At 74.1% G+C, this 25,004-nt stretch carries 27 protein-coding genes and 3 pseudogenes; 11 read left to right on the top strand and 19 right to left on the bottom strand.

The features are described from left to right. Nucleotides 1-21 precede the first annotated feature (21 nt). Entirely contained in the window at nucleotides 22-183 is a 162-nt protein-coding gene (locus ACIQU6_RS07250) for a methyltransferase (protein WP_403480630.1), read from the bottom strand. A gap of 357 nt (nucleotides 184-540) precedes the next feature. Here ACIQU6_RS07250 and ACIQU6_RS07255 point away from each other — a divergent pair, with 357 nt between their 5' ends. Continuing rightward, nucleotides 541-729, top strand: a complete 189-nt coding sequence (locus tag ACIQU6_RS07255) for a hypothetical protein (protein ID WP_403480631.1) — start codon at nucleotides 541-543, stop codon at nucleotides 727-729. A 114-nt stretch (nucleotides 730-843) separates the two neighbouring features. Here the strand turns inward: ACIQU6_RS07255 and ACIQU6_RS07260 are convergent, their stop codons facing one another. Together ACIQU6_RS07260 and ribA are read right to left on the bottom strand one after the other, a co-directional pair. Continuing rightward, nucleotides 844-1,284, bottom strand: a complete 441-nt coding sequence (locus tag ACIQU6_RS07260) for an SPW repeat protein (protein WP_403480632.1) — start codon at nucleotides 1,282-1,284, stop codon at nucleotides 844-846. A 139-nt stretch (nucleotides 1,285-1,423) separates the two neighbouring features. Then, entirely contained in the window at nucleotides 1,424-2,071 is a 648-nt protein-coding gene (gene ribA / locus ACIQU6_RS07265) for a GTP cyclohydrolase II (RefSeq protein ID WP_403480633.1), read from the bottom strand. Nucleotides 2,072-2,179: 108 nt separating this feature from the next. Here ribA and ACIQU6_RS07270 point away from each other — a divergent pair, with 108 nt between their 5' ends. Together ACIQU6_RS07270 and ACIQU6_RS07275 are read left to right on the top strand one after the other, a co-directional pair. Next, nucleotides 2,180-2,971, top strand: a complete 792-nt coding sequence (locus tag ACIQU6_RS07270; RefSeq protein WP_403480634.1) for a creatininase family protein — start codon at nucleotides 2,180-2,182, stop codon at nucleotides 2,969-2,971. A gap of 178 nt (nucleotides 2,972-3,149) precedes the next feature. Beyond that, nucleotides 3,150-3,602, top strand: a pseudogene (locus tag ACIQU6_RS07275) (RibD family protein); the annotation flags it as partial. Nucleotides 3,603-3,704: 102 nt separating this feature from the next. Here the strand turns inward: ACIQU6_RS07275 and ACIQU6_RS07280 are convergent. Genes ACIQU6_RS07280 through ACIQU6_RS07300 form a run of 5 tightly spaced genes read right to left on the bottom strand, consistent with a single transcriptional unit; the run spans nucleotide 3,705 to nucleotide 8,140 of the window. After that, complete coding sequence (locus tag ACIQU6_RS07280; RefSeq protein WP_403480635.1) at nucleotides 3,705-4,715, bottom strand: lysylphosphatidylglycerol synthase domain-containing protein; 1,011 nt, start codon at nucleotides 4,713-4,715, stop codon at nucleotides 3,705-3,707. Then, nucleotides 4,715-5,584, bottom strand: coding sequence for an SAM-dependent methyltransferase (locus ACIQU6_RS07285; protein WP_403480636.1), 870 nt, complete (start codon nucleotides 5,582-5,584; stop codon nucleotides 4,715-4,717). The genes ACIQU6_RS07280 and ACIQU6_RS07285 overlap by 1 nt, the downstream gene beginning before the upstream one ends. Beyond that, entirely contained in the window at nucleotides 5,584-6,693 is a 1,110-nt protein-coding gene (locus ACIQU6_RS07290; RefSeq protein ID WP_403480637.1) for a glycosyltransferase family 4 protein, read from the bottom strand. Before ACIQU6_RS07290 ends, ACIQU6_RS07285 begins: the two co-directional genes overlap by 1 nt. 19 nt (nucleotides 6,694-6,712) lie before the next feature. After that, nucleotides 6,713-7,111 carry a 6-pyruvoyl trahydropterin synthase family protein gene (locus ACIQU6_RS07295; protein WP_403480638.1) on the bottom strand — a complete coding sequence of 133 codons (399 nt, stop codon included), beginning with the start codon at nucleotides 7,109-7,111 and terminating at the stop codon, nucleotides 6,713-6,715. Between the two features lie 36 nt (nucleotides 7,112-7,147). Beyond that, nucleotides 7,148-8,140, bottom strand: a complete 993-nt coding sequence (locus ACIQU6_RS07300) for a dehydrogenase (RefSeq protein ID WP_403480666.1) — start codon at nucleotides 8,138-8,140, stop codon at nucleotides 7,148-7,150. Nucleotides 8,141-8,261: 121 nt separating this feature from the next. Between ACIQU6_RS07300 and ACIQU6_RS07305 the strand changes: the two genes are divergently transcribed. After that, complete coding sequence (locus ACIQU6_RS07305) at nucleotides 8,262-9,008, top strand: CDP-alcohol phosphatidyltransferase family protein (RefSeq protein ID WP_403480639.1); 747 nt, start codon at nucleotides 8,262-8,264, stop codon at nucleotides 9,006-9,008. 7 nt (nucleotides 9,009-9,015) lie between these two features. Here the strand turns inward: ACIQU6_RS07305 and ACIQU6_RS07310 are convergent, their stop codons facing one another. Both ACIQU6_RS07310 and ACIQU6_RS07315 read right to left on the bottom strand, forming a co-directional pair. Beyond that, nucleotides 9,016-9,417, bottom strand: coding sequence for a hypothetical protein (locus ACIQU6_RS07310; RefSeq protein ID WP_403480640.1), 402 nt, complete (start codon nucleotides 9,415-9,417; stop codon nucleotides 9,016-9,018). 62 nt (nucleotides 9,418-9,479) lie between these two features. Further along, complete coding sequence (locus tag ACIQU6_RS07315) at nucleotides 9,480-9,680, bottom strand: hypothetical protein (protein WP_403480641.1); 201 nt, start codon at nucleotides 9,678-9,680, stop codon at nucleotides 9,480-9,482. 256 nt (nucleotides 9,681-9,936) lie between these two features. Between ACIQU6_RS07315 and ACIQU6_RS07320 the strand changes: the two are divergent. Continuing rightward, nucleotides 9,937-10,383 (top strand): annotated as a pseudogene (locus tag ACIQU6_RS07320) (alpha/beta fold hydrolase); the annotation flags it as partial. Nucleotides 10,384-10,456: 73 nt separating this feature from the next. Beyond that, entirely contained in the window at nucleotides 10,457-10,714 is a 258-nt protein-coding gene (locus tag ACIQU6_RS07325; RefSeq protein ID WP_403480667.1) for a hypothetical protein, read from the top strand. Between the two features lie 5 nt (nucleotides 10,715-10,719). Here the strand turns inward: ACIQU6_RS07325 and ACIQU6_RS07330 are convergent, their stop codons facing one another. Together ACIQU6_RS07330 and ACIQU6_RS07335 are read right to left on the bottom strand one after the other, a co-directional pair. Continuing rightward, nucleotides 10,720-11,601, bottom strand: coding sequence for a siderophore-interacting protein (locus ACIQU6_RS07330; protein ID WP_403480642.1), 882 nt, complete (start codon nucleotides 11,599-11,601; stop codon nucleotides 10,720-10,722). A 36-nt stretch (nucleotides 11,602-11,637) separates the two neighbouring features. After that, a pseudogene (locus ACIQU6_RS07335) lies at nucleotides 11,638-12,048 on the bottom strand (ATP-binding cassette domain-containing protein); the annotation flags it as partial. A gap of 264 nt (nucleotides 12,049-12,312) precedes the next feature. Here ACIQU6_RS07335 and ACIQU6_RS07340 point away from each other — a divergent pair. From ACIQU6_RS07340 to ACIQU6_RS07350, 3 genes are all read left to right on the top strand, one after another. After that, a complete protein-coding gene (locus ACIQU6_RS07340) occupies nucleotides 12,313-13,146 on the top strand; it encodes a TetR/AcrR family transcriptional regulator (RefSeq protein WP_403480643.1) in 834 nt (277 codons plus the stop codon). 335 nt (nucleotides 13,147-13,481) lie between these two features. Next, nucleotides 13,482-14,621: a nitrous oxide reductase family maturation protein NosD gene (locus tag ACIQU6_RS07345; protein WP_403480644.1), complete on the top strand. Its 1,140-nt coding sequence runs from the start codon at nucleotides 13,482-13,484 to the stop codon at nucleotides 14,619-14,621. Between the two features lie 56 nt (nucleotides 14,622-14,677). Next, nucleotides 14,678-15,706, top strand: coding sequence for a methyltransferase (locus tag ACIQU6_RS07350; protein ID WP_403480645.1), 1,029 nt, complete (start codon nucleotides 14,678-14,680; stop codon nucleotides 15,704-15,706). Between the two features lie 108 nt (nucleotides 15,707-15,814). On the opposite strand, the gene ACIQU6_RS07355 is transcribed toward ACIQU6_RS07350, so the two are convergent. The 7 genes from ACIQU6_RS07355 to ACIQU6_RS07385 all read right to left on the bottom strand — a co-directional run bounded on the left by ACIQU6_RS07355 (nucleotide 15,815) and on the right by ACIQU6_RS07385 (nucleotide 21,137). Continuing rightward, a complete protein-coding gene (locus tag ACIQU6_RS07355; protein ID WP_403480646.1) occupies nucleotides 15,815-16,147 on the bottom strand; it encodes a TcmI family type II polyketide cyclase in 333 nt (110 codons plus the stop codon). 61 nt (nucleotides 16,148-16,208) lie between these two features. Beyond that, on the bottom strand, nucleotides 16,209-16,685 hold the full coding sequence (locus tag ACIQU6_RS07360) for an SRPBCC family protein (protein WP_403480647.1): 477 nt from the start codon (nucleotides 16,683-16,685) through the stop codon (nucleotides 16,209-16,211). Nucleotides 16,686-16,687: 2 nt separating this feature from the next. After that, a complete protein-coding gene (locus ACIQU6_RS07365) occupies nucleotides 16,688-16,948 on the bottom strand; it encodes an acyl carrier protein (RefSeq protein ID WP_403480648.1) in 261 nt (86 codons plus the stop codon). 12 nt (nucleotides 16,949-16,960) lie between these two features. Then, nucleotides 16,961-18,214, bottom strand: coding sequence for a beta-ketoacyl synthase N-terminal-like domain-containing protein (locus ACIQU6_RS07370; RefSeq protein WP_403480649.1), 1,254 nt, complete (start codon nucleotides 18,212-18,214; stop codon nucleotides 16,961-16,963). After that, nucleotides 18,211-19,479: a beta-ketoacyl-[acyl-carrier-protein] synthase family protein gene (locus ACIQU6_RS07375; protein WP_403480650.1), complete on the bottom strand. Its 1,269-nt coding sequence runs from the start codon at nucleotides 19,477-19,479 to the stop codon at nucleotides 18,211-18,213. Before ACIQU6_RS07375 ends, ACIQU6_RS07370 begins: the two co-directional genes overlap by 4 nt. Continuing rightward, nucleotides 19,476-19,919, bottom strand: coding sequence for a cupin domain-containing protein (locus tag ACIQU6_RS07380; protein ID WP_403480651.1), 444 nt, complete (start codon nucleotides 19,917-19,919; stop codon nucleotides 19,476-19,478). Before ACIQU6_RS07380 ends, ACIQU6_RS07375 begins: the two co-directional genes overlap by 4 nt. A gap of 93 nt (nucleotides 19,920-20,012) precedes the next feature. Next, nucleotides 20,013-21,137, bottom strand: a complete 1,125-nt coding sequence (locus tag ACIQU6_RS07385) for a SchA/CurD-like domain-containing protein (protein WP_403480652.1) — start codon at nucleotides 21,135-21,137, stop codon at nucleotides 20,013-20,015. Between the two features lie 292 nt (nucleotides 21,138-21,429). On the opposite strand from ACIQU6_RS07385, the gene ACIQU6_RS07390 reads away from it, so the two are divergent. Together ACIQU6_RS07390 and ACIQU6_RS07395 are read left to right on the top strand one after the other, a co-directional pair. Further along, nucleotides 21,430-23,064, top strand: a complete 1,635-nt coding sequence (locus ACIQU6_RS07390; RefSeq protein ID WP_403480653.1) for an FAD-dependent oxidoreductase — start codon at nucleotides 21,430-21,432, stop codon at nucleotides 23,062-23,064. A gap of 429 nt (nucleotides 23,065-23,493) precedes the next feature. After that, a partial coding sequence (locus ACIQU6_RS07395) for a type I polyketide synthase (protein WP_403480654.1) occupies nucleotides 23,494-25,004 on the top strand: 1,511 nt, incomplete at its 3' end.

A 25,004-nucleotide genomic window follows, 5' to 3' on the forward strand; every position in this document is an offset into this window, starting at 1 on the left:
CGCAGCCGGATCAGCCCGTGCTCAGACCGGTTCGGCCTCGATGAGGGCGTAGCGGTTGGGGCGTGGGAAGGGGGCGACGGTGCGCAGCGCGAAGCACTGCTCGTCGTTCCAGTCGTGCAGCACGCTCTTGAGGAGGTAGACGTCGGCGCCCTCGGGGGCGGTGGCGAAGAAGTCGCCGGCCACCAGGGAGCAGCGGTCGGTCAGTCCGCCCTCGGCGAGCCGGGGGCGGACTGGGCGAGGCCCTGTCGTCGGACAGAGTGTGGTCCCCCTCCGGTGATGTCCGGTCAACGGCGTTAGGCGCGAGCCCCGGCAGGGCACAACAACGCCTGTGTGCCGTTGCGCACCACCGCGGGGCCCTCAATGGGCAGGTAACCCTAAGTCGGCCCGATCTTCGCGGCAATGCCTTATTCGCCATCTGCCCGTTCGGCATGACCGGCAGTACCACCGGGAGAGGAGGGACGCTCCCTGTCCCCCGACGACGACCGTCAACTCCGCGACCTCGCGGAAGAGTTCCCGCCCGACGCCGCCCCCTGTCCGCCCGTGCGGACGACGACGGCCTCCGAGGCGCCGCTCCGGCGCGCGGCGGTCTGGCTGATACTGGCCACCGCGCTCGCGGTCCTGGTCACCGGCGTGGCGCTGGCGCACGGGCTGATCCTGGCGGGCGGACTGGTGCTGGCCGGGGTCGCCGGCCAACTCGTCGCACCGCCCGCCCGCGACCACCACCGGTAGCCGCGCGGGGCCTCCCGTACGCCGCCGGACATGACCGGCCCGCTTGCCGTCGCTTTGGGCTCTCGAAGGGCAGGCGGGCCGGTGGTTCATGACACGCCCCGAGGGGGCGTACCCCTAGGTGATGCGGCGACTCCTCGATGCCACGGCGACGCACAGCGCGCCCAGCAGGAACGTCAGGGCGCCGATGACGACGTTGTTCCAGATGACTCCGGCGTCGGGCCCGCGCCCGACGACCCAGGGCGAGATGATCATCCAGGCGCCGATCGCGCACATCGCGCCGCTCAGGCCGTACATCCGCTCAGGGGTGACGGTGAACCCGATGGCCAGCAGGGCGATCGCGATGCCGACGATGAGGTTGTGGGACCTCAACGCCGGTTGCGAGGCCGTGAAGTGCACGACCCATGGCGATACCGCGCAGTACAGGCCGACCAGGAACACCGGCCCGTCGACGAGCACCACGTCCCGCCCGCCGAGCGTCCGCTCGAACCGGGCTCTCATCTCGGAAGCATCGGGGTGACCGGCGAGATCTCCCCTGGGGTGTGAGACGTCGGCCATACGACTCGCCTCCTTCGTTCACGCGTCGGGGCCGCTTCGCGTGGCATCAGCCGCGCACCTTTATTTTGCGCTTATGTCGCCTTTATGTGTAGAGGTCCCCGATGAGAATTTGGCCGGATCCGGTGGGTGGCACCACCGCTCAGGGCGGTCCCGGGACGCCGCCCAGGTGCGGCAGGTCATGGTCCAGCCGCTCCCGTTTGGCGCGGAGGTAGCGGAGGTTCTCCGGGCCGGGCGTCACCAGCAGCGGGACCCGCTCGGCGACCGCCACGCCGTACCGCCGCAGCGCCTCGCCCTTGCGCGGGTTGTTCGACAGCAGCCGCACCGAGCGGACGCCCAGGTCGCGGAGGATTCCGGCCGCGGCGCGGTAGTCGCGGGCGTCCACCGGCAGCCCGAGCGCGAGGTTCGCGTCCACCGTGTCCAGGCCGTCGTCCTGTTGGAGCCGCATCGCCCGCAGCTTCGCCAACAGGCCGATGCCGCGCCCCTCATGCCCCCGGAGGTAGACCAGCGCACCGCGCCCCTCCTGGGCGATCGCCCGCAGGGCCGCGGCCAGTTGCTCGCCGCACTCGCACGCCCGGGACCCGAAGACCTCCCCGGTCAGACACTCCGAATGCAGCCGGGCGAGCACCCGCTCGCCCGCCGACTCCCCCTTGACCAGGGCGACTTGCTCCGTCCCCGTTCGACGATCCAGATAGCCCACCGCCCGGAACGCACCGTAGGCGGTGGGCAGTTCGACCTCCACGACCCGTCGCACACCCGGGTCCTCGGCAGCGCCATCGGAGTCCGTCATGGCATGATCGTACCCACGTTCGGACCCGCGCGGCGGCCCCGCACCGGCCGCCGCCGGATCGTCAACTTCCGCCCCGTACCGCCGGATTGCTGCCGATCGGAGCCGCCGATGCCGACGACCGAACCGGGACGCCCAGGTCCCCCCACCGAGGGCCGGGGCCGCCGCCGCACCGCGCGGCCGACCCCCGGACCACCGGCCGACACCACCGAGGACGTCCGCGCCCGACGCCCCGCCCTGGCCCTGCTGCCCATCGGCAGCTTCGAACAGCACGGCGCCCACCTGCCGTTGACCACCGACACCCTGATCGCCTGCGCCGTCGCCGAGGAGATCGCCGCCCGCCACGAGGCGCTGCTGCTGCCCCCGCTGACCCTCTCCTGCTCCCACGAGCACGCCGACTGGCCCGGCACCGTCAGCCTCTCCGCGCGGACCCTGCACGCCGTGGTCACCGATGTCGCCGCATCGCTGTGGCGGTCCGGCCTCACCGCGCTGGTGCTGGTCAACGGGCACGGCGGAAACTACGTGCTGCGCAACGTCGTGCAGGAGTCCTCGGCGGCCGACGGGATCCGGATGGCGCTCTTCCCCGGCCCGGCGGACTGGGCCGCGGCCCGCGACCGCGCCGGCCTGGCCACCCCCGCGCACGCCGACATGCACGCCGGCGAGACCGAGACCTCGATCCTGCTGCACGTCCGGCCCGACGTGGTCCGGGACGGCTACGCCGGCGCCGACCACCGCGCGGACGAGCGGCCGCACCTGCTCACCCTCGGCATGGCCGGCTACACCCCCTCGGGGGTGATCGGCACGCCCTCCCTGGCCTCCGCCGAGAAGGGCGCGGCGCTGCTCGCCGGGCTGGCCGAGGCGTTCGACGGCTACCGGGAGGCGTGCGGTGTCCCCGACGCCTGAGCCGCTCGACGCGGACGCGGCCTGGGAGGCGCTGCTCGCGGTCCGCGGCACCACCGGTGCCGGGGCCGCCGGGCTGCGGCTCGACGGCAACGGAACCGGCCACTGGTCCCGGCCGGCCACACCCGCGGCGCAGGAGCTCGCCGCGCGCTACCTCCCGCTCTGCCTGTCCGGCCCCCGCGTGGCGTTCGCCCAGCTCGGGCAGAGCCTGGACGGCTTCATCGCGACCCGCACCGGCGACGCCGACTACGTCACCGGCGCGGCGGACCGCCGCCATCTGCACCGGCTGCGGGCCCTGGCGGACGCGGTGCTGGTGGGCGCCGGGACCGCGGTGGCCGACGATCCCCGACTGACCGTCCGCGCCTGCCCCGGGCCGGACCCGGTGCGGGTGGTGCTCGACCCGCGCGGCCGGGTGCCGCGGACGCGTGGGGTGTTCACCGACGGGGCCGCGCCGACGCTGTGGGTGGTCGGCCCCGAGGTGGCCGCGGGGCGCGTCGGGGACGGGGTCGAGGTGCTGGCGCTGCCGGACCGGGACGCGTTCGCCCCGGCGCGGCTGCGGACGGCGCTGGCGGCGCGCGGCCTGGGCCGGTTGCTGGTCGAGGGCGGCGGGGTCACCGTCTCGCGGTTCCTGGGCGCGGGCGCGTTGGACCGGCTGTATCTGACCGTGGCACCGGTCCTGCTCGGCGACGGCGTCCCCGGGCTGCGGTTCCCCGGCACGCCGGTAATGCGCCGGGCGCTACGGCCGCCGGTCCGGCGCACCGCGCTCGGCGGTGACACCCTCTTCGCGCTCGACCTCCGGGCGGCGGGCGGCGCGCAGCCGTGCGACCCAACGGACCAGCAGCACCCCGGCGCCGGGTAGGGCGGCGGCGAGCGCGAGCACGCCGTAGCCGACCGCGGTGGCCAGGCCCTGCGCGGCGCCCAGCCCGGCGGCACCGAAGGCCCAGGCCGCGACGCCCTCCCGCGGCCCCCAGCCACCGACGTTCAGAGGCAGCGCCATGGCCAGCAGGGCCAGCACCACCAGCGGCAGCAGCACCACGACCGGCGCCCGCACGCCCGCGGCCCGGGCCGCCAGCAGGAACGTCCCCAGGTAGCCGGCGAGGACGGCCAGCGACGACACCGCGACGCCCGGCCAGACGGCGCGCGCCGGCAGCCTCCGCCGGGCCTCGGCCCACGCGGTCCGCGGGCCGTCAGCCCCTCGGCCGTTCCGCCGCCGGCGCGCCCGCCCGACCAGCCACGCCCCCAGGGCGCCGACCACGACCACCGCGGACCCCACCGCGACCGCCGGCGCGTCCACCGCCCGGCCGAGCGCCGTCCGCACCGGCGACGGCCGGACGGCCAGCACCGCCGCCCCGGCCACCACCAACACGAGCTGTCCCGCGGCCCGTTCCAGCACCACGGCCCGCACGCCCCGCCCCACGTCCCCGGTGTCCCGCCCGTGCCGCACCGCCCGGTGGACGTCGCCCAGCACCCCGCCCGGTAGCGCGGCGTTCAGGAACAGCGCCCGGTAGTAGTCCGCCACCGCCCGCCCCAACGGGAGCCGCAGGCCCAGGCCGCGGGCCACCAGGCACCACCGCCAGGCGCTGCCCAGGGTCGTCAGCGCGCCGAGCCCCGCGCCGGCGGCCACCGTGCCCGCGTCGATCCGACGCAGCCCGTCCAGGAACGCCGCGGAGCCGAACCGCCACACCAGCCCGACCAGGATGGCCACGCCCCCGAACGTCCGCAGCCACGGCCAGAGTCGGCGCACCATCAGGCCACGGCGGCGCTGCCCGGCAGCGCCAGCAGGTCGGTGTGGTGCACGGCGACCGTCAACTCGCCGGCCGCGCAGGACTCCAGCCGGCGCCGCAGATACCCGTCGGCCTCGGCGGCCAGCTCCGGCCGCTGCTCCCGGGCGGCCCCCACCCACCCGCGCAGCCAGCGCTCGGTCAGCGCGCTCTCCGGCCCGCCCAGTTGCCAGGGGCTGGACCACGTCATCACCCGCGCCCCGCGCCGGACGAACGCCCCGGTGGCCGCCGCGACCGCGTCCGGGCCCAGCAGCCGGCGACCGCCCGCGGCCCGCCGCTGATGCGCGTTGAACGCCGCGGAGACGGCGGCGTCGAGCGGGTCGGGCGGGGCGAGTTCGACCCGGCCGGTGACCGAGAGCACCAGCAGCGCCGGGCACCCGGCGCCCGTGCAGGCCGCGGCGACGGCCTCCAGCTCGTCGCGGGTCAGCAGGTCGAGCAGCGCGGAGGCGGTGACCAGGGAGGTGTCGGCGAGGGCGGTGGCGGTCAGGCCGGCGATCTCGCCGTAGGCGGTGACCGCCGTAACGGGCCGGCCGTCGGCGGCGGTTGACGGCATCCGCAGCGCGGCGTGGGCGAGCAGGACCGGGTCGTGGTCCTGGAGGACCCAGTGCTGGGGGCCGGTCAGCCGGACCGCGAGCCAGCGGCCCATCGCGGCCGTGCCGCAGCCGAGGTCGCGGATCACCAGGCCGTCCGTGCCGCCGAAGCGTTCCGGGGCGGGGGCCGCGGCGAGGTGGTCGCGCAGCGGGCGGAGCAGTTCCGGCGCGCGGGCCGCATCGTCCGCCCGCTCTCGCAACTGGAGCCACTGCGGGCAGAACCGGGGGCTGCCGGCGGGACGCATCAGCGGTCCGGCGGTGCGGTCCGCAGTCGTTCCAGCGCTCCGGCCAGGGTGTGCGACGTCGTCTCCCACCTCTCCAGCATGGCACGACGGCCGTGCGCCGCGACCGTTAATCGCCGCCGCGCTTGTGGATCGCCGCACCAGGTGCGCAACGCGGCCACCAGCGCGGCCGGTTCACCGGGCGGGACCAGCAGGCCGGGCACGGTGCCGTCCGGGGCCCGCCCGACGGCCTCCGGTATCCCGTCGACGGCCGTCGCCAGCACCGGGACCCCGCGCGCCAACGCCTCGGTCAGCACCATCCCGTAGGGCTCGGCGTGCGAGGCGAGCACGAACAGGTCGGCGGCGGCGTAATGGGCCGCCAGCGCGCCGCCGGTCCGCGGCCCGGCGAACCGGATCCGGCCACCAATGCCCAACTCCCGTACCTGCCGGTGCAGTTGGGCGGCACACGCGGCGTCGCGCCCGTCACCGACGAAGGTGCAGGTCCACGGCGCGTCGGCGACGGCGGCCAGGGCGTCGACCAGGCGGCGATGGCCCTTGCGCGGGGTCAGCGACGCCACGCACAGCAGCCCGCCGGCGCCGTCGGTTCCCTGGGCGAGCGGCGCCGGGTCGACGCCGGGCCGGGCGACCGTCACCGGCGGCAGCCCGGGCCCGTGGTGGGCACGGATCCGGCGGGCCGTCCAGTCACTGGTGGCGAGCACCGCGTGGACGGTGCGCAGGGCGCGCCGCTCGCGGCCGTCGAGCCGGGCCGCGGTGTCGGGGTCGAGCCCGGTCTCGTCGGCCAGCGGCAGATGGACCAGGACGGCGAGCCGCAGCCGGGCCGCCGCGGGCTCCAGCACCTCGGGCACCCCACAGGCCACCAGGCCGTCCAGCAGCACCACGGCGCCGTCCGGCAACCGGGCCAGCAGGCCGGCCAGTTCGGCGGTCGCGGTCGCGTCCGGGCGCGGCCAGGCGCCGGGCACCGGATGGCGGTGGACGCGCCAGCCCAGGGCCGGCAGGTCGCGGCAGACCCGCAGGTCGTAGGCGTTGCCGCCGCTGGGCGTCGCGGGGTCGGCGACGCCGCCGGGCAGGACGGCGTGCACCACCCGCGGGCCGTCCGGCCCGGGCCGGGTCACCGGACGGCCCCGCACCGGGTCACAGGCTGCGCTCGTAACGGGCCCAGGCGATATGGGATTCGTGCAGGGTGACGGTGATGCCGGCCAGCTCGCGGGCGCCCTCGCCGAGGTTGCCGGCGTGCACCCGGTCGGCGAGCCGGTCGGCGATGACCCTGGCCAGCGCCTCGGTCGAGGTGTTGACGCCGGCGAAGGCGGGTTCGTCGTCGAGGTTGCGGTAGTTGAGCTCGGCGATCACCGCGCCGAGTTCCTGGGTGGCCAGGCCGATGTCGACGACGATGTTGTCGGCGTCCAACTCGGGGCGGCGGAAGGCGGCGTCCACGACGTAGGTGGCGCCGTGCAGGCGCTGGGCGGGCCCGAAGACCGCGCCGCGGAAGCTGTGCGCGACCATCAGGTGGTCGCGGACGGTGATGCTGAACACGGGGGTTCCTCCAGGTTTCGCGGTCGGCGAGGGTGCCTACACGGGGGCGTCGGCGGCCGGATAGCGGATGCGGTGGCAGAGCGCCGGGAGCGCGCCGGAGGCCAACCGCAGGAGCACCGACGGCAGTTCGGCGAAGGCGGACTCGCCGGTGATCAGCGCGTCGAAGGCTGGGTCGGCGAGCAGTTCGAGGGCGAGGGCGAGCCGGTCGGCGAAGGAGCGCCGGTTACGCCGGGCCGAGGTGACCGCGCCCACCTGGCTGCTGCGGACGGTGAGCCGGCGGGAGTGGAAGGACTCCCCCAGTGGCAGGGCCACCCGGCGGTCGCCGTACCAACTCAGCTCGATCACCGTGCCCTCCGGGGCGAGGAGTTCGAGGGCGCGCGTCAGGCCCTCCTCGGCGGCGCTGGCGTGCACCACGAGGTCGCAGTCGCCGCGGGCGTCACCGGGCAGCGCGAACGGGACGCCCAACGCGGCCGCGGTGGCGGCCCGCGCCGGATCGGCGTCGACCAACTGCACCCGCGCGGCCGGGTAGCGGACCAGCAGGGCGGCCACCGCCGACCCGACCATGCCCCCGCCGACCACCGCGATCCGGTCGCCGAGCAGCGGCGCGGCGTCCCACACGGCGTTCACCGCGGTCTCGACGGTGCCGGCGAGGACGGCGCGCGCCGCGGGCACCGCCTCCGGGACGGGGGTGACGGCGCTCGCCGGGACGACGTAGTGGGTCTGGTGCGGATAGAGGCAGAAGACGGTGCGGCCGCGGAGCGCGGCGGGCCCCTCCTCCACCACGCCCACGTTCAGATACCCGTACTTGACCGGCGCCGGGAACTCCCCCTCCTGGAACGGCGCGCGCATCGCCGCGTGTTGGCTCTCCGGGACGCCACCGCGGAAGACCAGGCTCTCGGTGCCCCGGCTCACCCCGGAGTAGAGCGTGCGCACCAGCACCTCGTCGGCGCCGGGCGGCGGCAGCGGGGCCGTCCTGATCTCGCCGCGACCCGGGGCGCTGAGCCAGAGGGCCTGGGCGACGCGCGGCAACGAACCCTCCTGGACGGTGCGGCGATGCGTCATGAATGCTGAGCGACGCGTGCCGGGACCCGGCGACGCCGTCACGATACGCGGCGTCCACCGGCTCCGCCACAGTGTTGAGGGAGGCGCGGTGGCCGTACAACAGCGGTACCGGACACGGCCGTTCGCCCCGGACCGGGCGGCCGGCCCGCTCGCGCAACTGGTGCTGCTGGCGGTGCTCTGCCGGGTGGTCGGGCTGGGCCCGGCCGGCTGGCTGACCGGGGCCGCCTTCGCGGTGGGCACCTGGGCGGCGCTCACCCGGGCGCTGCGCGGTTCCTGGCTGCCCTCCTTCGGGCCGGCCAACCGCGTCACGCTGGCCCGGGCCACCCTGGTCGGCGGGGTGACCGCGCTGGTCGCCGACTCCTTCGCCCGGCGGGCCCCGGTGGCGGTGCTGGTCGGGCTGGCCGCGGTCGCGCTGCTGCTGGACGCGGTGGACGGTCAGGTGGCCCGGCGCACCGGGACGGCGACGCCGCTGGGCGCGCGGTTCGACATGGAGGTCGACGCGTTCTTGATCCTGGTGCTCTGCGTCTACGTCGCGGTGCCGCTGGGCCCGTGGGTGCTGGCCATCGGGGCGCTGCGCTATCTGTTCGTCGCGGCGTCCTGGGCGCTGCCGTGGCTGCGGGCGCCGCTGCCGCCGAGCACGGCCCGCAAGACGGTGGCCGCGGTCCAGGGCGTGGTGCTGGTGGCGGCGGGCGCCGGCGTCGCGCCGCGGGGGCTGGCGCTGGGCGCGGTGGCGGGGGCGCTGGCGCTGCTGGTGTGGTCGTTCGGGCGGGACGTGGGGTGGCTGTGGCGGACCAGGGAGCGGGCGGCCGGCGCGGGCGCCGGCACCCCGGCGTAGCCGCGCGTCAGGTCCCGGCGTGCCGCCCCAGGTAGACGACCAGCGCCAGGAACAGCAGCACCAGGTTGGTCACCGCGATGTGCAGCAGCACCCGTATCCACAGGCTGCGGCGGGCCGCCTCGTAGGCCACGATCCGGTGCGGCACCAGGACGGTGGTGGGCAGCCGCGCCAGCCGGGTGCCGGGGCGGACGGCGGTGGCCCGGGCCCGGCGGACGCCGCAGCGCGGCGAGGTGCGGCGCCGGGCGGCGATCTCGGGGCAGGTCCGCCCGTGCCCGCGGGCCGGGCGCAGCGGGCCGCGGCCGAGGTGGCGGCGGCCCCGGCAGGCCGACCCGGTGTCGGTGGGTATGCACGTGCGGGAGCGGACCGCGCGCCACGGCGGCGGTCCCTTGCGTCGTGGTGCGGCGGACATCGGCGGTCACCCGGCTCCGGTGGTGCCGGCTCCCGCGGAGCCCCGGCGCGGTGCCGCGCCGCTCACTGTGCCGCCCCGCCCCGGGAGGGCCCGCCGGCGCCGCGGTCCGGGTCGATGCCGACGCCGTCCGCCGTCCGCAGCGCGTCGTCGAGTTCGTCCTCCGCCATGGCCAGCGCGTCGGGGTCGTCGGCGGCCCGCGCCGCGGCGACGGCGGCCCGTGCCGCGCGCACCCGTTCCCGTACCGACTCGACGAAACCGCCCACGCACGCCCTCCGCGTTCAGGCCAAGTGGCCATCGCGTTCATTCGTTGAACAGAGGAATTCCCCAACTGTAGACGAAGGACCCGCCGGGTTGAACGGGCGGGGCGCGACCGACGGGCCCGCCGAGGGCGTCGAATCGCGGGCCCACGCCGGGTACTTGCGCCCTTGAACCTGCCGCTGCGGGAGCTTCTACGGTGCCCGGACCGCGGCCGCCGCTCCCGGCGACCGCGCTGCGGACCGTTGTGGAGGAGCACGCGTCATGACCGCATTCGTCCTGGTGTCGGGCGGGTATACCGGTGGCTGGATCTGGCGGGAGGTGGCCGCGCTCCTACGGGAACGGGGGCACACCGCGCACCCGGTGACGTTGACGGGGATGGGCGACCGGCGCCATCTGGCCGGCCCCGACACGGACCTGGAGACGCACGTCGAGGACGTGGTGCAGGTCCTGGACCACGAGGACGTCCACGAGGCGGTGCTGGTGGGGCACTGCTACGGCCTGCACCCGTTGCTGGGCGCCGCGGACCGCCGCGTCGAGCGGGTGCGTTCGATGGTCTACCTGGACGGCGGGATGCCCTCGGACGGCGACGCGGGCGTCGACGTGATGCCCGCCCCGGCCGTGCGGGACCGGTGGTTGCGACGCGTCGTGGAGCTGGGCGGGGGACGGTTCGCGCCGCCCCCCGCCGCTGGACGACGAGGAGTTGTGGGGCTCGCTCGCCGGGGTCTCGCCGGCCGACCGGGAGCGGATGGAGCGGCTGGCGGCGCCCCAACCGCTGGGCACCATGACCCGGCCGCTCCGACTGACCGGCGGCGCCCTCGAACTGCCGGGCACCGGGATCTTCTGCACCGCCGACGGGGCCGGCATCGCGGTGCTGGAGGCCCTGGTGGCCGCCGGCGACCCGCGCTCCGCCCGGCTGACCGACCCCGAGGTCGGCTACTTCGACCTGGACACCGGGCACTATCCGATGCTCTCGCGACCCGGTGAACTGACGGAGGTCCTGGTCCGGGCGGCGGCCGGCGAGGGCCGCCGCCTGGGGTAGCGGGCTCAGCCGGCCTGTTCCCGGGCCGCCGCGACCCGCTCCCGGGCCTCGGCGAGGTCCTCCGCGGTGGGGGCGTCGTCCTGGCTGAGGCGGCGGCGCCAGTAGCCGGTGAAGTCGATCCGGCGGGCGTCCAGGCCGCGTTCGGCGAGCAGATGGCGGCGCAGCCCGCGGACCGCGCCGGCCTCACCGGCCAGCCAGGCGAAGGCCGGCTCCTCGGGGAGGCGGGCCGCGCGGACGGCGGCGAGTAGCGCGCCGTCCGCACCGGCCGGGGCGCGGTCCCGGTGGACCCAGTGGACGGCGAGGTCGGCGCGGGTCGACAGCGGCTGTTCCTCGGCCCCGTCCGCGACCTCGATCCAGGCCACCGCGCGGGCGGTGGCCGGCAGCGCCTCGGCGAGCGAACCGATGGCCGGCAGCGCGGTCTCGTCGCCGGCGAGCAGGATCAGGCCCGGGGCGTCGAGCGGCAGCGGCCGGGCGTACTCGGCGGCCGGCCCGTAGCGGGCGAGGGTGTCGCCCACGCGCGCGGCGGCCGCCCAACGGGTGGCCGGGCCGGCCTCCTGGTGCGCGCCGCGGTGGTCGTGCAGCACGAAGTCGACGGTGATCCGCCGCCGTTCGGGGTCGTGGGCGCGCACCGTGTAGCTCCGCATCACCGGCCGTTCGTCCTCGGGCAGCGCGAGGAACGCCTGGTACCAGCGCATCCCGTCGTCGCCGGGCACCTCCGGGAGCCGGGGCGCGCGCTGACCCGGTCGCGGGAAGAGGAGTTTGAGCTGCTGGTCGGGCCAGGTGGGGAGGGTGTCGAGGCCGTCCCCGGTGAAGGTGACGCGCGCCATGCGCGGGGTGATCCGTCGGACGTCGGTGACGTGGAGGTGGGCGACGGGCAGGGCTGTCATGGGAACTCCCGGTGACGGGGGCGGGTGGTCGGTGGGTCAGTGGTCCGGGGTGGCGCCGAGGTACTTCCGGAGGTGGTGCGCCGTCAGGGAGCCGCCGCGCTCGACGAGTTCGCGCGGGGTGCCGGTGACGACGACCCGGCCGCCGTCGTGGCCGGCACCCGGGCCGAGGCCGACGAGCCGGTCGGCGTGCGCCATCACCGCCCGGTGGTGCTCGATGACGACGACGGTGTCGCCGTCGTCCACCAACCGGTCCAGCAGGCGCAGGAGTTGGTCCACGTCGGCGAGGTGGAGGCCGGTGGTGGGTTCGTCCAGGAGGTGGACGGCGCCCTTCTCGGCCATGCGGACGGCGAGTTTGAGCCGCTGCCGTTCGCCGCCGCAGAGGGTGGTGAGCGGCTGGCCCAGACCGAGGTAGCCGAGGCCGACGTCCTGGAGCCGGTCGAGGACCGCGCCCGGCGAGGACTTCCCCGAGATCCGGAGACCCCGGTGAAGACCGTCAGCCGCCGCTTGGGAATGTCGACGGAGATCCCGGCCAGATTGTTCTCCCGGGCGCCCCGGACGTCGATGACATCGCGCCCGTCCGCGGCGACCCACCGCCGCGATGGGGGCCGCGCTCCCCCGCCCCGCTCGGATTCCATGACCCGCCCCCTGATATCCTTACACCATAAAGAGTGAGGTCGAGGACAATAGCTTTACACCCTAAGGAGTGGCAAGTTGGTGGTATTCGCGGGCCAGGGCGACCCCCGCCGATCCCTCTCCCTGCTGTGGCGCACCAAGCACGACGACGGCCGGGCCCGCGCCCCCCGGGGCCCCAAGCCGGCACTGACCGTCGAGGCGATCGTCGACGCGGGCATCGCGGTGGCCGACGCGGAGGGCATGGCCGCGCTCTCGATGCGCACCGTCGGCGAACGACTGGGCCGCACGGCCATGGCGCTCTACACCTACGTCCCCGGCAAGTCCGAGCTGGTGGACCTGATGTACGACCGGGTGCTGGCCGAGCTCCCCACCGACTACGGCCTGACGCCCGGCTGGCGCTCGGCGGTCGCGTCCTGGGCCGCCGACACCTGGGAGTTCTCCCTGCGCCACCCCTGGGTGCTCCAGGTCTCCCAGGCGCGCCCGGTCCTGGGCCCCAACGAGTACGCCTCCATGGAGACCCTGCTACGGGTGCTGTACGCCACGGAGTTGGACCCCACCACGCTCCGCCGGATCGTCGGCCTGCTCTTCCACTTCGTCCGCGGCGCCGCCCGGACCGCCGCCGAGTCCCGGCAGGCGGCCGCCGCCACCGGCGTCACCGACGAGGACTGGTGGCAGGCCCGCGCCGGCACCCTGACCGAGGTCGTCCCCGACTTCGCCGAGCGCTTCCCGCTGCTGGTCCGCCTGGAAACCGAGGGCGCCTCCCCGCCACCCGAGGCGGACTCCGACGAGTCCTACCTGGAGCGCGAGGCACGCATGACCTTCGAGGCCGGCCTCGCGGTGCTCCTGGACGGCATCGAGACCACCGTCGCCCGACGGTCCACGACGCCGCCGGTGCGGGGGCCGTTGGAGTGATGAAGCAGACGGGAGTACCGCGGGCGGTGTCGTCCGGGCGCGCGCCGGCGTTGTCCATCCGTGACCGTCCCACGCCTCCGCCCGTGGTTCCTGCCCGCCAGCCTCGCGGCCCTGTTGGGGGAGGCGCCGCCGGGCGAGCCGGCTGACGCTCCGTCCGATCCTGGACCGGGCCCGGCGGCTGATCCCCGGTCGGCCGCCGCGCGCACCGGCCCACCACCCCCCGCGCCCCGCACCCCCGACCCCCGCCCGCCCCGGGACAGTTGAGCGCCGCACACACCGTGTTCATCGGGCTACCACATGTGGCGAGCGCCGGTGATCGCCCATAGCTTCGGCTCATGGCACTACGACAGTTGCCCCGCGGGGCACGGCGAATGACCCGCCTGGGCTGTGCGGCGGCGGTCCTGGCCGGCCTGCTCGGTGCGGCCCCGCCGTCCCGGGCCGTGCCGGACCGGGACGGGAAGTCCCTCGTCGTCCGCCCCGGGCAATCGATCCAGCACGCGGTGGACGCGGCCCGCCCCGGTGACACCGTGGTCCTGCGCCCCGGCGTCTACCGCGAGAACGTGCGGATCAACAAGTCCCACCTGATGCTCCGGGGGACCGACGGTCGAACCGTGATCGCCCCGCCGCTCACCCCAACCGCCCCCACCACCCCGCCCACCTCACTCACCCCACAAGCGGCGACCCCTTGCGACGCGGCCGGCGACGGCATCTGCATCATCGGCGGCCCCGGCGGCCCGCTCACCGACGTCCACCTCCGGTCGCTGACCGTCGAGGGTTTCCGGCACAACGGGATCTGGGTCTCCGGCACCGAGGGACTGACGGTCCACCACGTCGTCGCGCGGCACAACGGCCAGTGGGGCATCGGCGTGGAGAAGTCCGTGCACAGCGTGCTCCGCGACAACCTCGCCACGGACAACGCCGACACCGGCATCTTCCTGGCCAACGCGGCCAACGAGAAGACCCCCGCCCTCGACACCCGCGGCACCCTGCTGCTGGAGAACCGGCTGGACGGCAACCGCATCGGCATCACCGCCCGCCGGGTGCGGAACCTGCTGATCGCCCACAACACCGTGGTCGGCAACTGCGGCGGGGTGTTCGTGGTCGGCGACGAGATCCGGCCCTCGGCCGGCGCGGTCACGGTCCGGGACAACAAGGTCGAGCGGAACAACAGGTTCTGCCCGACGACCAAGCGGCTGCCCTTCCTCCAGGGCATCGGCGTGGTCCTCACCGGCACCGAGGACTCGCTGGTCCAGCACAACCTGGTCCGCGACAACGTCGGCACCTCGCCGATGTCGGGCGGCGTGGTGCTCTTCCGCAGCTTCGTCAAGGCCGCCAACAACCGCAATCTCATCCGCGACAACGTGGTGCTGGGCAACGGCCCGGCGGACCTGATCAACATCGATCCGGCCGGTCAGGGCAACGTCTTCGTCAAAAACACCTGCCGGACCTCCAGGCCGCCCGGCCTGTGCCCATGACCGTGCCGACGACCACGGACACCCCCTCGGGAACGCAACGGGAGAAGAGAGACGGAATGACCACCGTGAGCCCCACCCCCCAGCCCGCCATGCGGCTTCGGGAACTCATCTTCGGCGCCGCGTGTGCGGCGGCCGTCCGCGCCGCCGCCCGGCTCGGCGTGCCCGACGCGCTGGGCGACGAACCCACCACCGCGGACAAACTTGCCGCCTCGGTGGGCGCCGAACCACGGCCGCTGCAACGGCTGTTGCGGACACTGACCTGCTACGGGATCTTCGAGGAGACCGAGGACGGCAGCTTCACCCACACCGAGATGTCCCGCCTGCTGCGCGAGGACACCCCCAACAGCCTGCGCTCGATCTCCCTGTGGTGCACCGAGCCGTGGACCTGGGACGCGTGGCCGCGGCTGGACGACGCGGTGCGCTCCGGCCGCAACGTCTTCGAGGACCTCTACGGCAAGGGCTTCTTCGACTACCTCCACCAGGACGCCCAAGAGTCCGCCCAGGTCTTCGACCAGGCGATGACCACCTCCAGCAAGCAGTCGGCCCGCGACCTCGTCGAACTCCTCGACCTCACCGGGGTGTCGTCGGTCGCGGACCTCGGCGGCGGCCAAGGCCACGTCGTGGCCGGCCTGTTGGAGAAGTACCCCTCCCTGCACGGCACGCTGCTGGACCTGCCGTCGGTCGTGGCCAACGCCGACCCCCGGCTGCGCGAGGGCGGCCCGCTCGCCGAACGGGCCCGGATCGTGCCCGGCGACTGCCGCACGGACATCCCCGTCCAGGCCGACCTCTACATCATCAAGAACATCCTGGAATGGGACGACGACAGCACCCGCCGCACACTGGGCAAGGTCATCGAGGCGGCCCGCCCCGGCGCCCGGGTCGTGATCATCGAGAACCTCGTCGACGACAGCCCGTCGATGAAGTTCACCACCGCCATGGACCTGCTGCTGCTGCTGAACGTCGGCGGGGCCAAGCACACCAAGGAGAGCCTGGTCCGGCACATCTCCGAGGCCGGACTGCTGGTCCACGACATCCTCGTCGTCAACCCGTACCTGCACGCCTTCGAATGCACCGTCCCCGCCTGACACCCCGTGTGGCGGTACGGCCCGCTCCCGAACGGGCCGCACCGCCACACGGCGGCGGCCTCCCCGCGGGACACGACGGGGAGGCCGGCCACCGGACGCCGCTGCGGATCAGCCGGCGCCGTCCCGCTCCCAGCGGTAGAACTCGCGGGCCATCGCGTCCTTCGGACTGCGCCAGGTCGCCGGGTCGTACGCGCTGACGTACGAGGACAACTTCCGGCTGATGGCCTGGAACTCCGGGTGCTCGTGCGCCTTGGCGATCTCCGGGCCGGGCGGGATGTCGGACTCGATGAGGTGCAGGTACACCTCACCGAACTGGAACAGCGTCCGCCGGTTGACGCCCACCAAATGGGGCAGCTCCGTCCGGTCCGAGGCCGCGAAGATCTCGGCGATGTCGGGAGCCGACCCGGGCTTCATCCGGGCGACGATCAGAGCGTTGTGCATCGGGGAGGTTCCCTTCGTTGCCGCCTGGGCGGCGGGCGGTCCGCGTCGGGCTGACGGGGCTTCAGTTGGCCGGGGCGGCGGCGCGCAGCTCGCGGTCCCGCTGCTCGATCCGGTCCCGGATGAGCTCCATCTGGATTCGGGAGTTGCGGTTGATGTGCGCGGTCATGCCCTTGTCGTCGACCGGGGCCTCGGCCTTCATGGCGAAGTCCTGGGTCCAGTGCATCGACGTGCCGCCGGGGATCTCCTTGTACTTCCAGAAGATGTCCATGAACTTGAACGGGCCGGTCTCCACACGGCGGGCGCGCACGGTCAACGCACCGCGGTCCGGGGTCCGTTCGGAGACCCAGCTCCAGACCTGCCCGTTCTCGTCGGGGTGCATGGTCAGCCGGAACGTCGTGGTGTCGCCCTCCTGGGACAGCACCTCGACCGAGGCGTACTCGCTGAAGAGGTGGGGCCAGTTCTCCAGGTCGTTGGTCATCTCCCAGACGAGGCTGAGCGGGGCGGCGATGGTGATCTCGTTCTCGGTGTGGCCGGACATGTTCAGGCTCCTGTCGTGACGGTGTCGGTGTTGACGAGGTCGAGGAAGTCGCGCGGCGTCTTGGCGCGTTCGGCGTCGGGGGGCAACGGGCGGCCGAACCGGTTCTCCAGCTCGCCCACGATGCCGAGCAGACCCAGCGAATCCAGGCCGTACTCGGCGAAGGTCACATCGGGCCGGTTCGCCATCTCCTCCGGATCGACGGTCAGACCGGCGGCCGACTTCATCAGCGCGGCCAGCTCGTCGAGGGTCAGTTGAGCGGTCATCGGAATCTCCTCTCAGGAGGGGGACTTCTCGCACCGGCGCAGCACCATCGCCGCGTTGGAGCCCATCAGCCCCCGGCTCAGCACCAGCGCCGTCTGCAGCTCGGCGGGCCGGGACTTCCCGGTCACCACGTCGAGGTCCACGGTGACGTCGACGACGTTGGGGGTCGGCGGCACCACGGAGCCCTCCATGGAGAGCACCGCGGCGGCGACGTCCAGGACAGGAGCGCCGCAATACGCCCGGCCGATACCGGTCTTGGGCGCGGTCACCGGCACCCGGGACGCGTACCCGCCCAGCGCGTCGGCCAGCGCCTGCGCCTCGGCCCGGTCGGCCGAGGGCACCCCGAGGGCGTCCGTGAAGACCACGTCGATCTCCTCGGGCGCGCACCGGGCGTCCGCCAGCGCGCCCTCGATCGCCCGGGCCAGCCCCTCCCGGGACTCCTCCCAGAGCGCGGCGCCGGTGAAGGTGGCGGCGTGCCCGGCCAGTACGGCACGGGGCCGGGCGCCCCGCTCCTCGGCGGCCGACCGCTCCTCGACGACCAGCATCGCGCCGCCCTCGGCGGGCACGAAGCCACACGCCCCCGCGGTGAACGGGCGGTAGGCACGGTCCGGTTCGGCGCAGCGGCTGAGGTCCTCGTACCCGAGTTGGCAGACCACCGAGTACGGGGCCAGCGGGGCCTCGGCGGCGCCCACCACCACGGCCTCGGTGCCGCGGCGGATGGTCCGGCAGGCGTGCGCCAGCGCGTCCAACCCGCCCGCCTCGTCGCTGGCCACCACCCCGCACGGCCCCTTGAAGCCGCCGCGGATGGAGATCTGGCCGGTGCTGGCCGCGTAGAACCAGGCGATCGACTGGTACGGGCCGACGTAGCGCGAGCCCTGGCCCCACAGCCGTTGCAGCTCCCGTTGGCCGAACTCGCCGCCGCCGGAGCCGGCCGCGGTCACCACTCCCACCGCGAACGGCGAGCGGTTGTAGTCGGCCCGCCCCAACAGGGCGTCGTCCAGGGCCAGATTGGCCGCGGCCATCGCGAAGTGCGTGAACCGGTCGGTCTGGACGAGGAAGCGCTCCTCGATCAGCTCGGTCGGATCGAAGCCGCGGACCTCGCCGGCGACCTTCAGAGGCAGGTCCTCGCACCCCTCGCGGGTGACCGTGTCGAGGACGCTGATGCCCTCCTTGGTGGACTTCCAGAAGGCTTCGGTGTTGGCCCCGTTGGGGGCGATCACACCGATGCCGGTGACGACGGAACAGCGGTCTTCGTGCGGGGAGTTCATCTCGTCCTCCCACCCGGACGGGTCAGGACCACGGCCGACTGGAACCCGCCGAATCCGCTGCCCACGGACAGCACCGACGAGAGCGGCAGCTCCCGTGCGGTCTTCGGCACGTAGTCCAGGTCGCACTCCGGGTCCGGGTTCTCGTAGTTGGCGGTCGGCGGCACCACCTGATGGGTCAGCGCCAGGACACAGGCGACGATCTCGATCGCACCGATCGCGCCCAGCGAGTGGCCCACCATCGACTTGATCGAACTCATCGGCACCTTGTAGGCGTGGTCGCCCAGCGACTTCTTGACCGCGGCGGTCTCGTGGCGGTCGTTCTGCTGGGTGCCGGAGCCGTGCGCGTTGACGTAGTCGACCTGGGTGCGGTCGAGCCGCGCATGGGCCAGCGAGCGGTTGATCGCCTCGGCCATCTCCAGACCCTCCTGGGTCAGGCCGGTCATGTGGTAGGCGTTGCCGAAGGTGGCGTAGCCGCGGATCTCGCAGTGCACGGTGGCGCCGCGGGACCGGGCGTGCTCCAGCTCCTCCAGGACCAGTACGGCGCCGCCCTCGCCCATCACGAACCCGTCGCGCTGCGCGTCGAAGGGCCGGGAGGCGTGGGCGGGGTCGTCGTTGTTCGCGGAGGTCGCCTTGATGGCGTCGAAGCAGGCCACGGTGATCGGGGAGATCGGCGAGTCGGACGCGCCCGCGACGCAGACGTCGGCCCGGCCCTCCTCGATGGAGTGGAAGGCGTAACCGATCGCGTCGAGGCCGGAGGTGCAGCCCGTCGAGACGGTCTGCACCGGGCCGTGCGCGCCGATCTGCTCCGCCACCGCGGACGCCAGCGAGCTAGGCGAGAAGGCCCGGTGCAGATGCGGCCCGGCGGGCCGGTGGTCCACGTCCCAGCGGCTGCCGGACGCGCTGACCGCCACGTAGTCGTGCTCCAGGCGCGTGGTGCCGCCGACCGCGGTGCCCAGGGACACCCCGACCCGCCACGGGTCCTCCCGCCCCATGTCCAGGCCGGCCTCCCGCAGCGCCTCCGCCGCGGCGACCAGCGCGAACTGGACGTACCGGTCGGACTTGGCCACCTGCTCCCCGTCCAGACCGTGCGCGGCCGGATCGAAGTCGCACTCGGCGGCGATCCGGGACCGGAAGCCGGTCGGGTCGAAGAGGGTGATGCCACGGGTGGCCGTCCGCCCGGTGGACAGCAGGTCCCAGAAGGCCGGGATCCCCACGCCGCCCGGGGCGACGATGCCGACGCCGGTGACCGCCACGCGGCGGGTCATGACACCGGCTCCGTGCGTTCGGGTGGGGCGACCGGTGTGCCCTCCTGCGCACCCTCGGCAGCCTCCGTGTCCACGTGACCCAGCTCGGGGCGCGGGGCCAACGGGCCGAGGTGGAAGACCATCCGGGCCTCGACGTCCCCGACGTTGCGGAAACGGTGCCGCATGTACGGCGGGATCATCAGCCCCTGGTCCGGGCGGAGCGCGAAGGTCTCCCCGTCGAGGTCGACCTCCAGCGCGCCCCGGACGACGTAGACGAACTCCTCGGAGTACGGGTGGTAGTGCTCCCCGATGCGCTCGCCGGGCTGTACGAGGGCCATGCCCATGAAGCCGCTCGTGGATCCCACCGCGCCGGGCGTCAGCATGGCGCGCAGGTCACCTCCGCGCCGGCGGTTGGGCTGGGTCTCGCTGAGGTCCACGATGCGTGGGCGGTGCGTGGTCATGGCTGATTCCTCCCGGGGGCGTGCTGCCGGTGGATGGGTGGATGGTGCCGGCCTGGTGACGGCCTGCGGGCCCGGACGGCGGGCCTTCGACGGTCAGGCGTCCGACGCCCGGCGGTCGGTGATGAGATCCATGTCGGCGCGGGCCAGGAAGTGCGCCAGTTCGCGCTCGCTGGTCAGGCCGCCGGCGACGTCGCCGTCCAACAGCCGCCGCAGCACGGCCAGTTTGCGCGGACCACGGGCGCCGAGGGAGACCAGCGGGTCCCGGTCGAGGGGCTCCCGCATGTCGATGAGGCGGACGACGATGTCGTCGCGCTGGAAGATGGTGCTGCCGTAGACGGGGCACGCCGGGTCGTCGGCGGCCTCCTCGTCCTGACGGGCCAGCATCTTGGCCAGCGTCATGCCGAAGCCGGGCTTGGCCGGGTAGTACAGCGCGTGCCGGGAGACGGCCTCCGCGCTCTCGGGCTCCGGACCGCCGGTCGCCACGTGGTGCACCGCGGGCAGCGCGGCGCGGGTGAAGAACACCCGGGCGGAATCGGGGTCGTTGAGGTCCCGGTCCTGCTCCAGGTACGGGTTGATGGCCTCCTCCACGGCCCGGACCTCGGGCTGTTGGGAGACGTGCCGCAGCGCGGCGATCAGGTCGCCCTGCACCTCGATGGCGCGCACCACGCGGTTGCCGTACATGAAGAGGGAGGTGCGGCGCAGCCGGGTCCTGTCGTCGACCCGGGCCGCCGGCGAGGTGTAGCCGGAGAGGATGTCGGCGACCATCGGCTCGCTGCCGGGCTTCACGGTGAAGGTCAGCGCGTGCCGGACCACGCCGTCGCCGACGCGGGGGTTCGCCTGCAGCCGGCCCTTGAGGAGCTCGGGGGCGGCGACGGCGTTGGAGGTCTCGCGCAGGACGCTGAAGCGCAGGGAGCGGGTGTCACGCACGCAGCTGTGCAGCGGCTGCACCATCTTGACGTGCTCCTCGCTGTTGACCCAGGCGAGGAACGGCGGGGCACTCTCCCATTCGCTGGTGATCAACCACTGCGAGGGGTTCTCGATGGACTGGCACAGCTGGTCGGTGATGTGCCCGGGGACGGAGGCCACCTGGTTCCGGAGTTGTTCGTAGGCTTCCAGGAACTGCTGCTGGGCGCCTTCCTCCAGGTCCAGCATGAGCACGACCCGGAGCCGGGAGCCGTCGAAGGCGGACTGCGATATTCGTTCCGACAGCGTTGTCATCGTCTACGCATCTCCTCCGGGGCGCGAGGGCCCCTGTGGTGCGTCGTCAGTTCCGGCACGATCCGGGATTCCGGTGCCTTCCGTTGCTCCCGATGCGGTCCGGGCGACTGAGCCGGATGGGCGGACCTTCTGCCCGGCGTGTCGCGGGGGGCGGTCCGGATTCGATCGTGGCCAAGACCCACGGTCGGCGCGAGATCTGTGAGCCATGCAGGTGAACCCTGATGGAAGGGGCCACGGGCCGGGCATGCGTTGCTCCATCTCCCGTACGCGCCGCTGGAGCTGGAGCCAACACATGAACCCCAAGGCCGAAGACCGGGTACCGGTCCTCATTGTCGGCGGGTCCCTGGTGGGCCTGTCTGCCTCGCTGTTCCTCGGACGCCTGGGTGTCCGGCACGTCCTGGTCGAGAAGCACGCGGGCACCTCCCGACACCCCCGCGGACGGGGCAACAACGTCCGCACCATGGAGCTGTACCGAGTGGCCGGCGCCGAGCGGCGGATCCGCGAGGCGGCGTCGGTCCTCGCCGCCAACCACGGGATCCTGCAGGCCCGTTCACTGACCGGCGACGAGCAGGAGTGGCTGTTCCGGGAGATCGACCCGGGCGGCGGGCTGGCCAAGTTCAGCCCCTCGGGCTGGTGCCTGTGCAGCCAGAACGACCTGGAGCCGGTGCTGCTGGAGTGCGCCCGCGAGTTGGGCGGCGATCTGCGGTTCAGCACCGAGCTGATGACGTGCGACCAGGACGCCGACGGCGTGACCGCGGTCGTCAAGGACCGGAACACCGGCGAGCACACCACCCTCCGTGCCGACTACCTCATCGCCGCGGACGGGCCGCGCAGCCCGGTACGCGAACGGCTCGGCATCGGGCAGACGGGCCCCGGCGACCTCTTCCACAACGTCAGCATCACCTTCCGTGCCCCGGAGCTGGCCGACGCCGTCGGCGACCGTCACTTCATCGCCTGCTACCTGACCAACCCGGAGGCCGACGGGGCCCTGCTGCCGGTGGACAACCAGGCGGAGTGGGTCTTCCACGCGCCCTGGCACCCCGACCGGGGCGAGACCCTGGAGGACTTCGACGACCAGCGGTGCATCGACCACATCCGACGGGCAACGGGCGTACCGGACATGGCGGTTGAGATCACCGGCAAGGCGCCCTGGCACGCCGCGGAGCGGGTCGCCGAGCGGTACTCCGCGGGCCGGATCTTCCTCGCCGGTGACGCGGCCCACGAGATGTCCCCCACCGGAGCGTTCGGTTCCAACACCGGCATCCAGGACGCGCACAACCTCGCCTGGAAACTGGCCGCCGTCCTCGACGGCGCGGCGGACCCCGCGCTGCTGGACACCTACGAGGACGAGCGCCGCCCCGTAGCCGAGGTGACCAGCGCCCGCGCCTCGGCCCGGTCCGCCGAGCACAGCCACCCCGGCTACGACCCGGCACCCGGGGGCGGCGGCCGGCAGCGCGGCGTGCTGACGGTCGCGCTGGGCTACAGCTACCCACGTGGTGCGGTCCTCGGCGCCGACCCCGAACTCCCGGTCGTCCCCGAGCGGATGCGGCTGACCGGCGAGCCGGGCACCCGGGCCCCGCACCTGTGGCTGCACGCGGACGGCGGGCGGCGCTCCACCCTGGACCTCTACGAGCGGTCCTTCGTCCTGCTGACCGGCACCGAGGACGGCAAGATCTGGCGCGCCGCGGCGGAGGCCGCCGCCGCCCGCTGGTCGACGCGGCTGGACCACTACCGCATCGGCATCGGCGCCGACGCCGACCTGGTCCCGGACGAGGGCATCGACTGGGCGGAGCTGCACGGGACGACGCCGGAGGGCGCGGTGCTGGTGCGGCCGGACGGCTTCGTGGCGTGGCGCGCGGAGGGGCGGGTGGCCGACCCCGAGGGCGCCCTGCGCGAGGTCCTCGGCGGCCTGCTCCGCCGGGCCTGACACCGCGGCGCCCCACCCACCCGTCACGGTGGGACACCAGGGGCCGACGGGCGAGAGCCGCCCGTCGGCCCCTGCCGCGTGTCCCGTCCGCTTCCTATCCGCCCGGGAAAACCGAGCCCGCCCCCTCGCGCCCCCTTCCAAAGATCCTGCTCTCACTGGGAGTTACGGGAACGCGGGGCGGGTCTTGCTCTCGAAGTCGGCGAGCGACGGCGTGCCTGTCGCATCTCAACCACAGGCACGCCTTCACCAGCCAGTGGCAAGGCGCCTGGCCCCGGTTCTGTCACAGGCAGAGGGTTCGGCTACCGCCTGCTTCCGCGCTGAGCACGGAGCGGCGGGGACAGGCCGATGCCGCCGTGTCCCCGCACCCCGTAAGGCACTGGTTAGGCCCCCGTAAGAGCGGTTCGCAGGATGGGGAGCATGGAGCCCATCGTGAGTCAGACCGTGCCCGCTGCCTCTGGCGTACCTGGCGGCCAGGACGTTCCTCTTGCTGTCGTAGGACTTTCCTGCCGACTTCCCAAGGCACCTCACCCCGAGGATTTCTGGAGCAATCTCCGCGACGGGGTGGACGCGGTCGGCGAGACTCCGCGGGACCGGTGGGACGCCGAGGCGTGGTACGACCCCGATCCCGCCGCGCCGGGCAAGGCGCTCACGCGCCGCGGTGGCTATCTCGACCACGTGGACCGGTTCGACGCCGCGTTCTTCGGCATCTCCCCGCGCGAGGCCGCGGCGATGGACCCGCAGCAGCGGCTGATGCTGGAGCTGAGCTGGGAGGCCCTGGAGGACGCCGGGGTGGTGCCGTCGGCGATACGGGGCACGCGCACGGGCGTCTTCATCGGTGCCATCGGCGACGACTACGCCACCCTGATGCGGCGCGGCGGAGCCGAAGCCATCGGCCGGCACACCCTGACCGGCCTGCAGCGCGGCGTCATCGCCAACCGCGTCTCCTACACCCTGGGGCTGCACGGCCCGAGCGTCGCCGTGGACACGGTCCAGTCCTCGTCCCTGGTGGCGGTGCACATGGCGTGCGAGAGCCTGCGGCGTGGCGAGTCGACGGTGGCGCTCGCGGGCGGTGTCAGCCTCATCCTCGTGCCCGAGAGCACGGTGAGCGCCGCGAAGTTCGGCGGCCTGTCGCCGGACGGCCGCTGCTACACCTTCGACGAGCGTGCGAACGGCTACGCCCGGGGCGAGGGCGGCGGTCTCGTCGTCCTCAAGCCACTGACGGACGCGCTGCGTGACGGCGACCGGGTGTACTGCGTGATCCGCGGCAGCGCCGTCAACAACGACGGCTCGACGGACGGTCTGACGGTCCCCAGCGCGAGTGCCCAGGAGGAGGTGCTGCGGCTGGCACGGCGGAACGCCGGGGTGTCGGCCGGGGACCTGCAGTACGTGGAGCTCCACGGCACGGGTACCCCGGTGGGCGACCCCGTCGAGGCCGCGGCGCTCGGTGCGGCACTGGGCGGCGAGCGCGACGCGGAGTTCCCCCTACCGGTGGGCTCGGCCAAGACGAACGTCGGTCACCTGGAGGGCGCCGCGGGCATCGTGGGCCTGCTGAAGGTGGCACTCAGCATCAGCCACCGGATGCTGCCCCCCAGCCTCAACTTCGCGTCGCCCAACCCCCGGATCCCGCTGGCCGACCTCAACCTCCGGGTGCAGACGGAGCTGGGTCCTTGGCCGCACCCGGACCGCCCGCTCGTCGCGGGCGTCTCCTCGTTCGGCATGGGCGGGACGAACTGCCACGTCATCCTGGCGGAGGCGCCGGCGACCAGCCGTGCGGCCGAGTCCGCGGGGGCCGCCGAGCTCCCCGATCCGCGAACCCCGCTCACCTGGGTGTTGTCGGCGAAGGACGAGACCGCGCTGCGGGAACAGGCACACCGACTCCACGACCACCTGACCCGCACCCCAGAAACCAACATCACCGACGTCGCACGCGCACTCGCCCT

Origin of the sequence: Streptomyces sp. NPDC090442 (genome assembly GCF_044769405.1) — a bacterium.
Classification (GTDB): Bacteria; Actinomycetota; Actinomycetes; order Streptomycetales; family Streptomycetaceae; genus Streptomyces.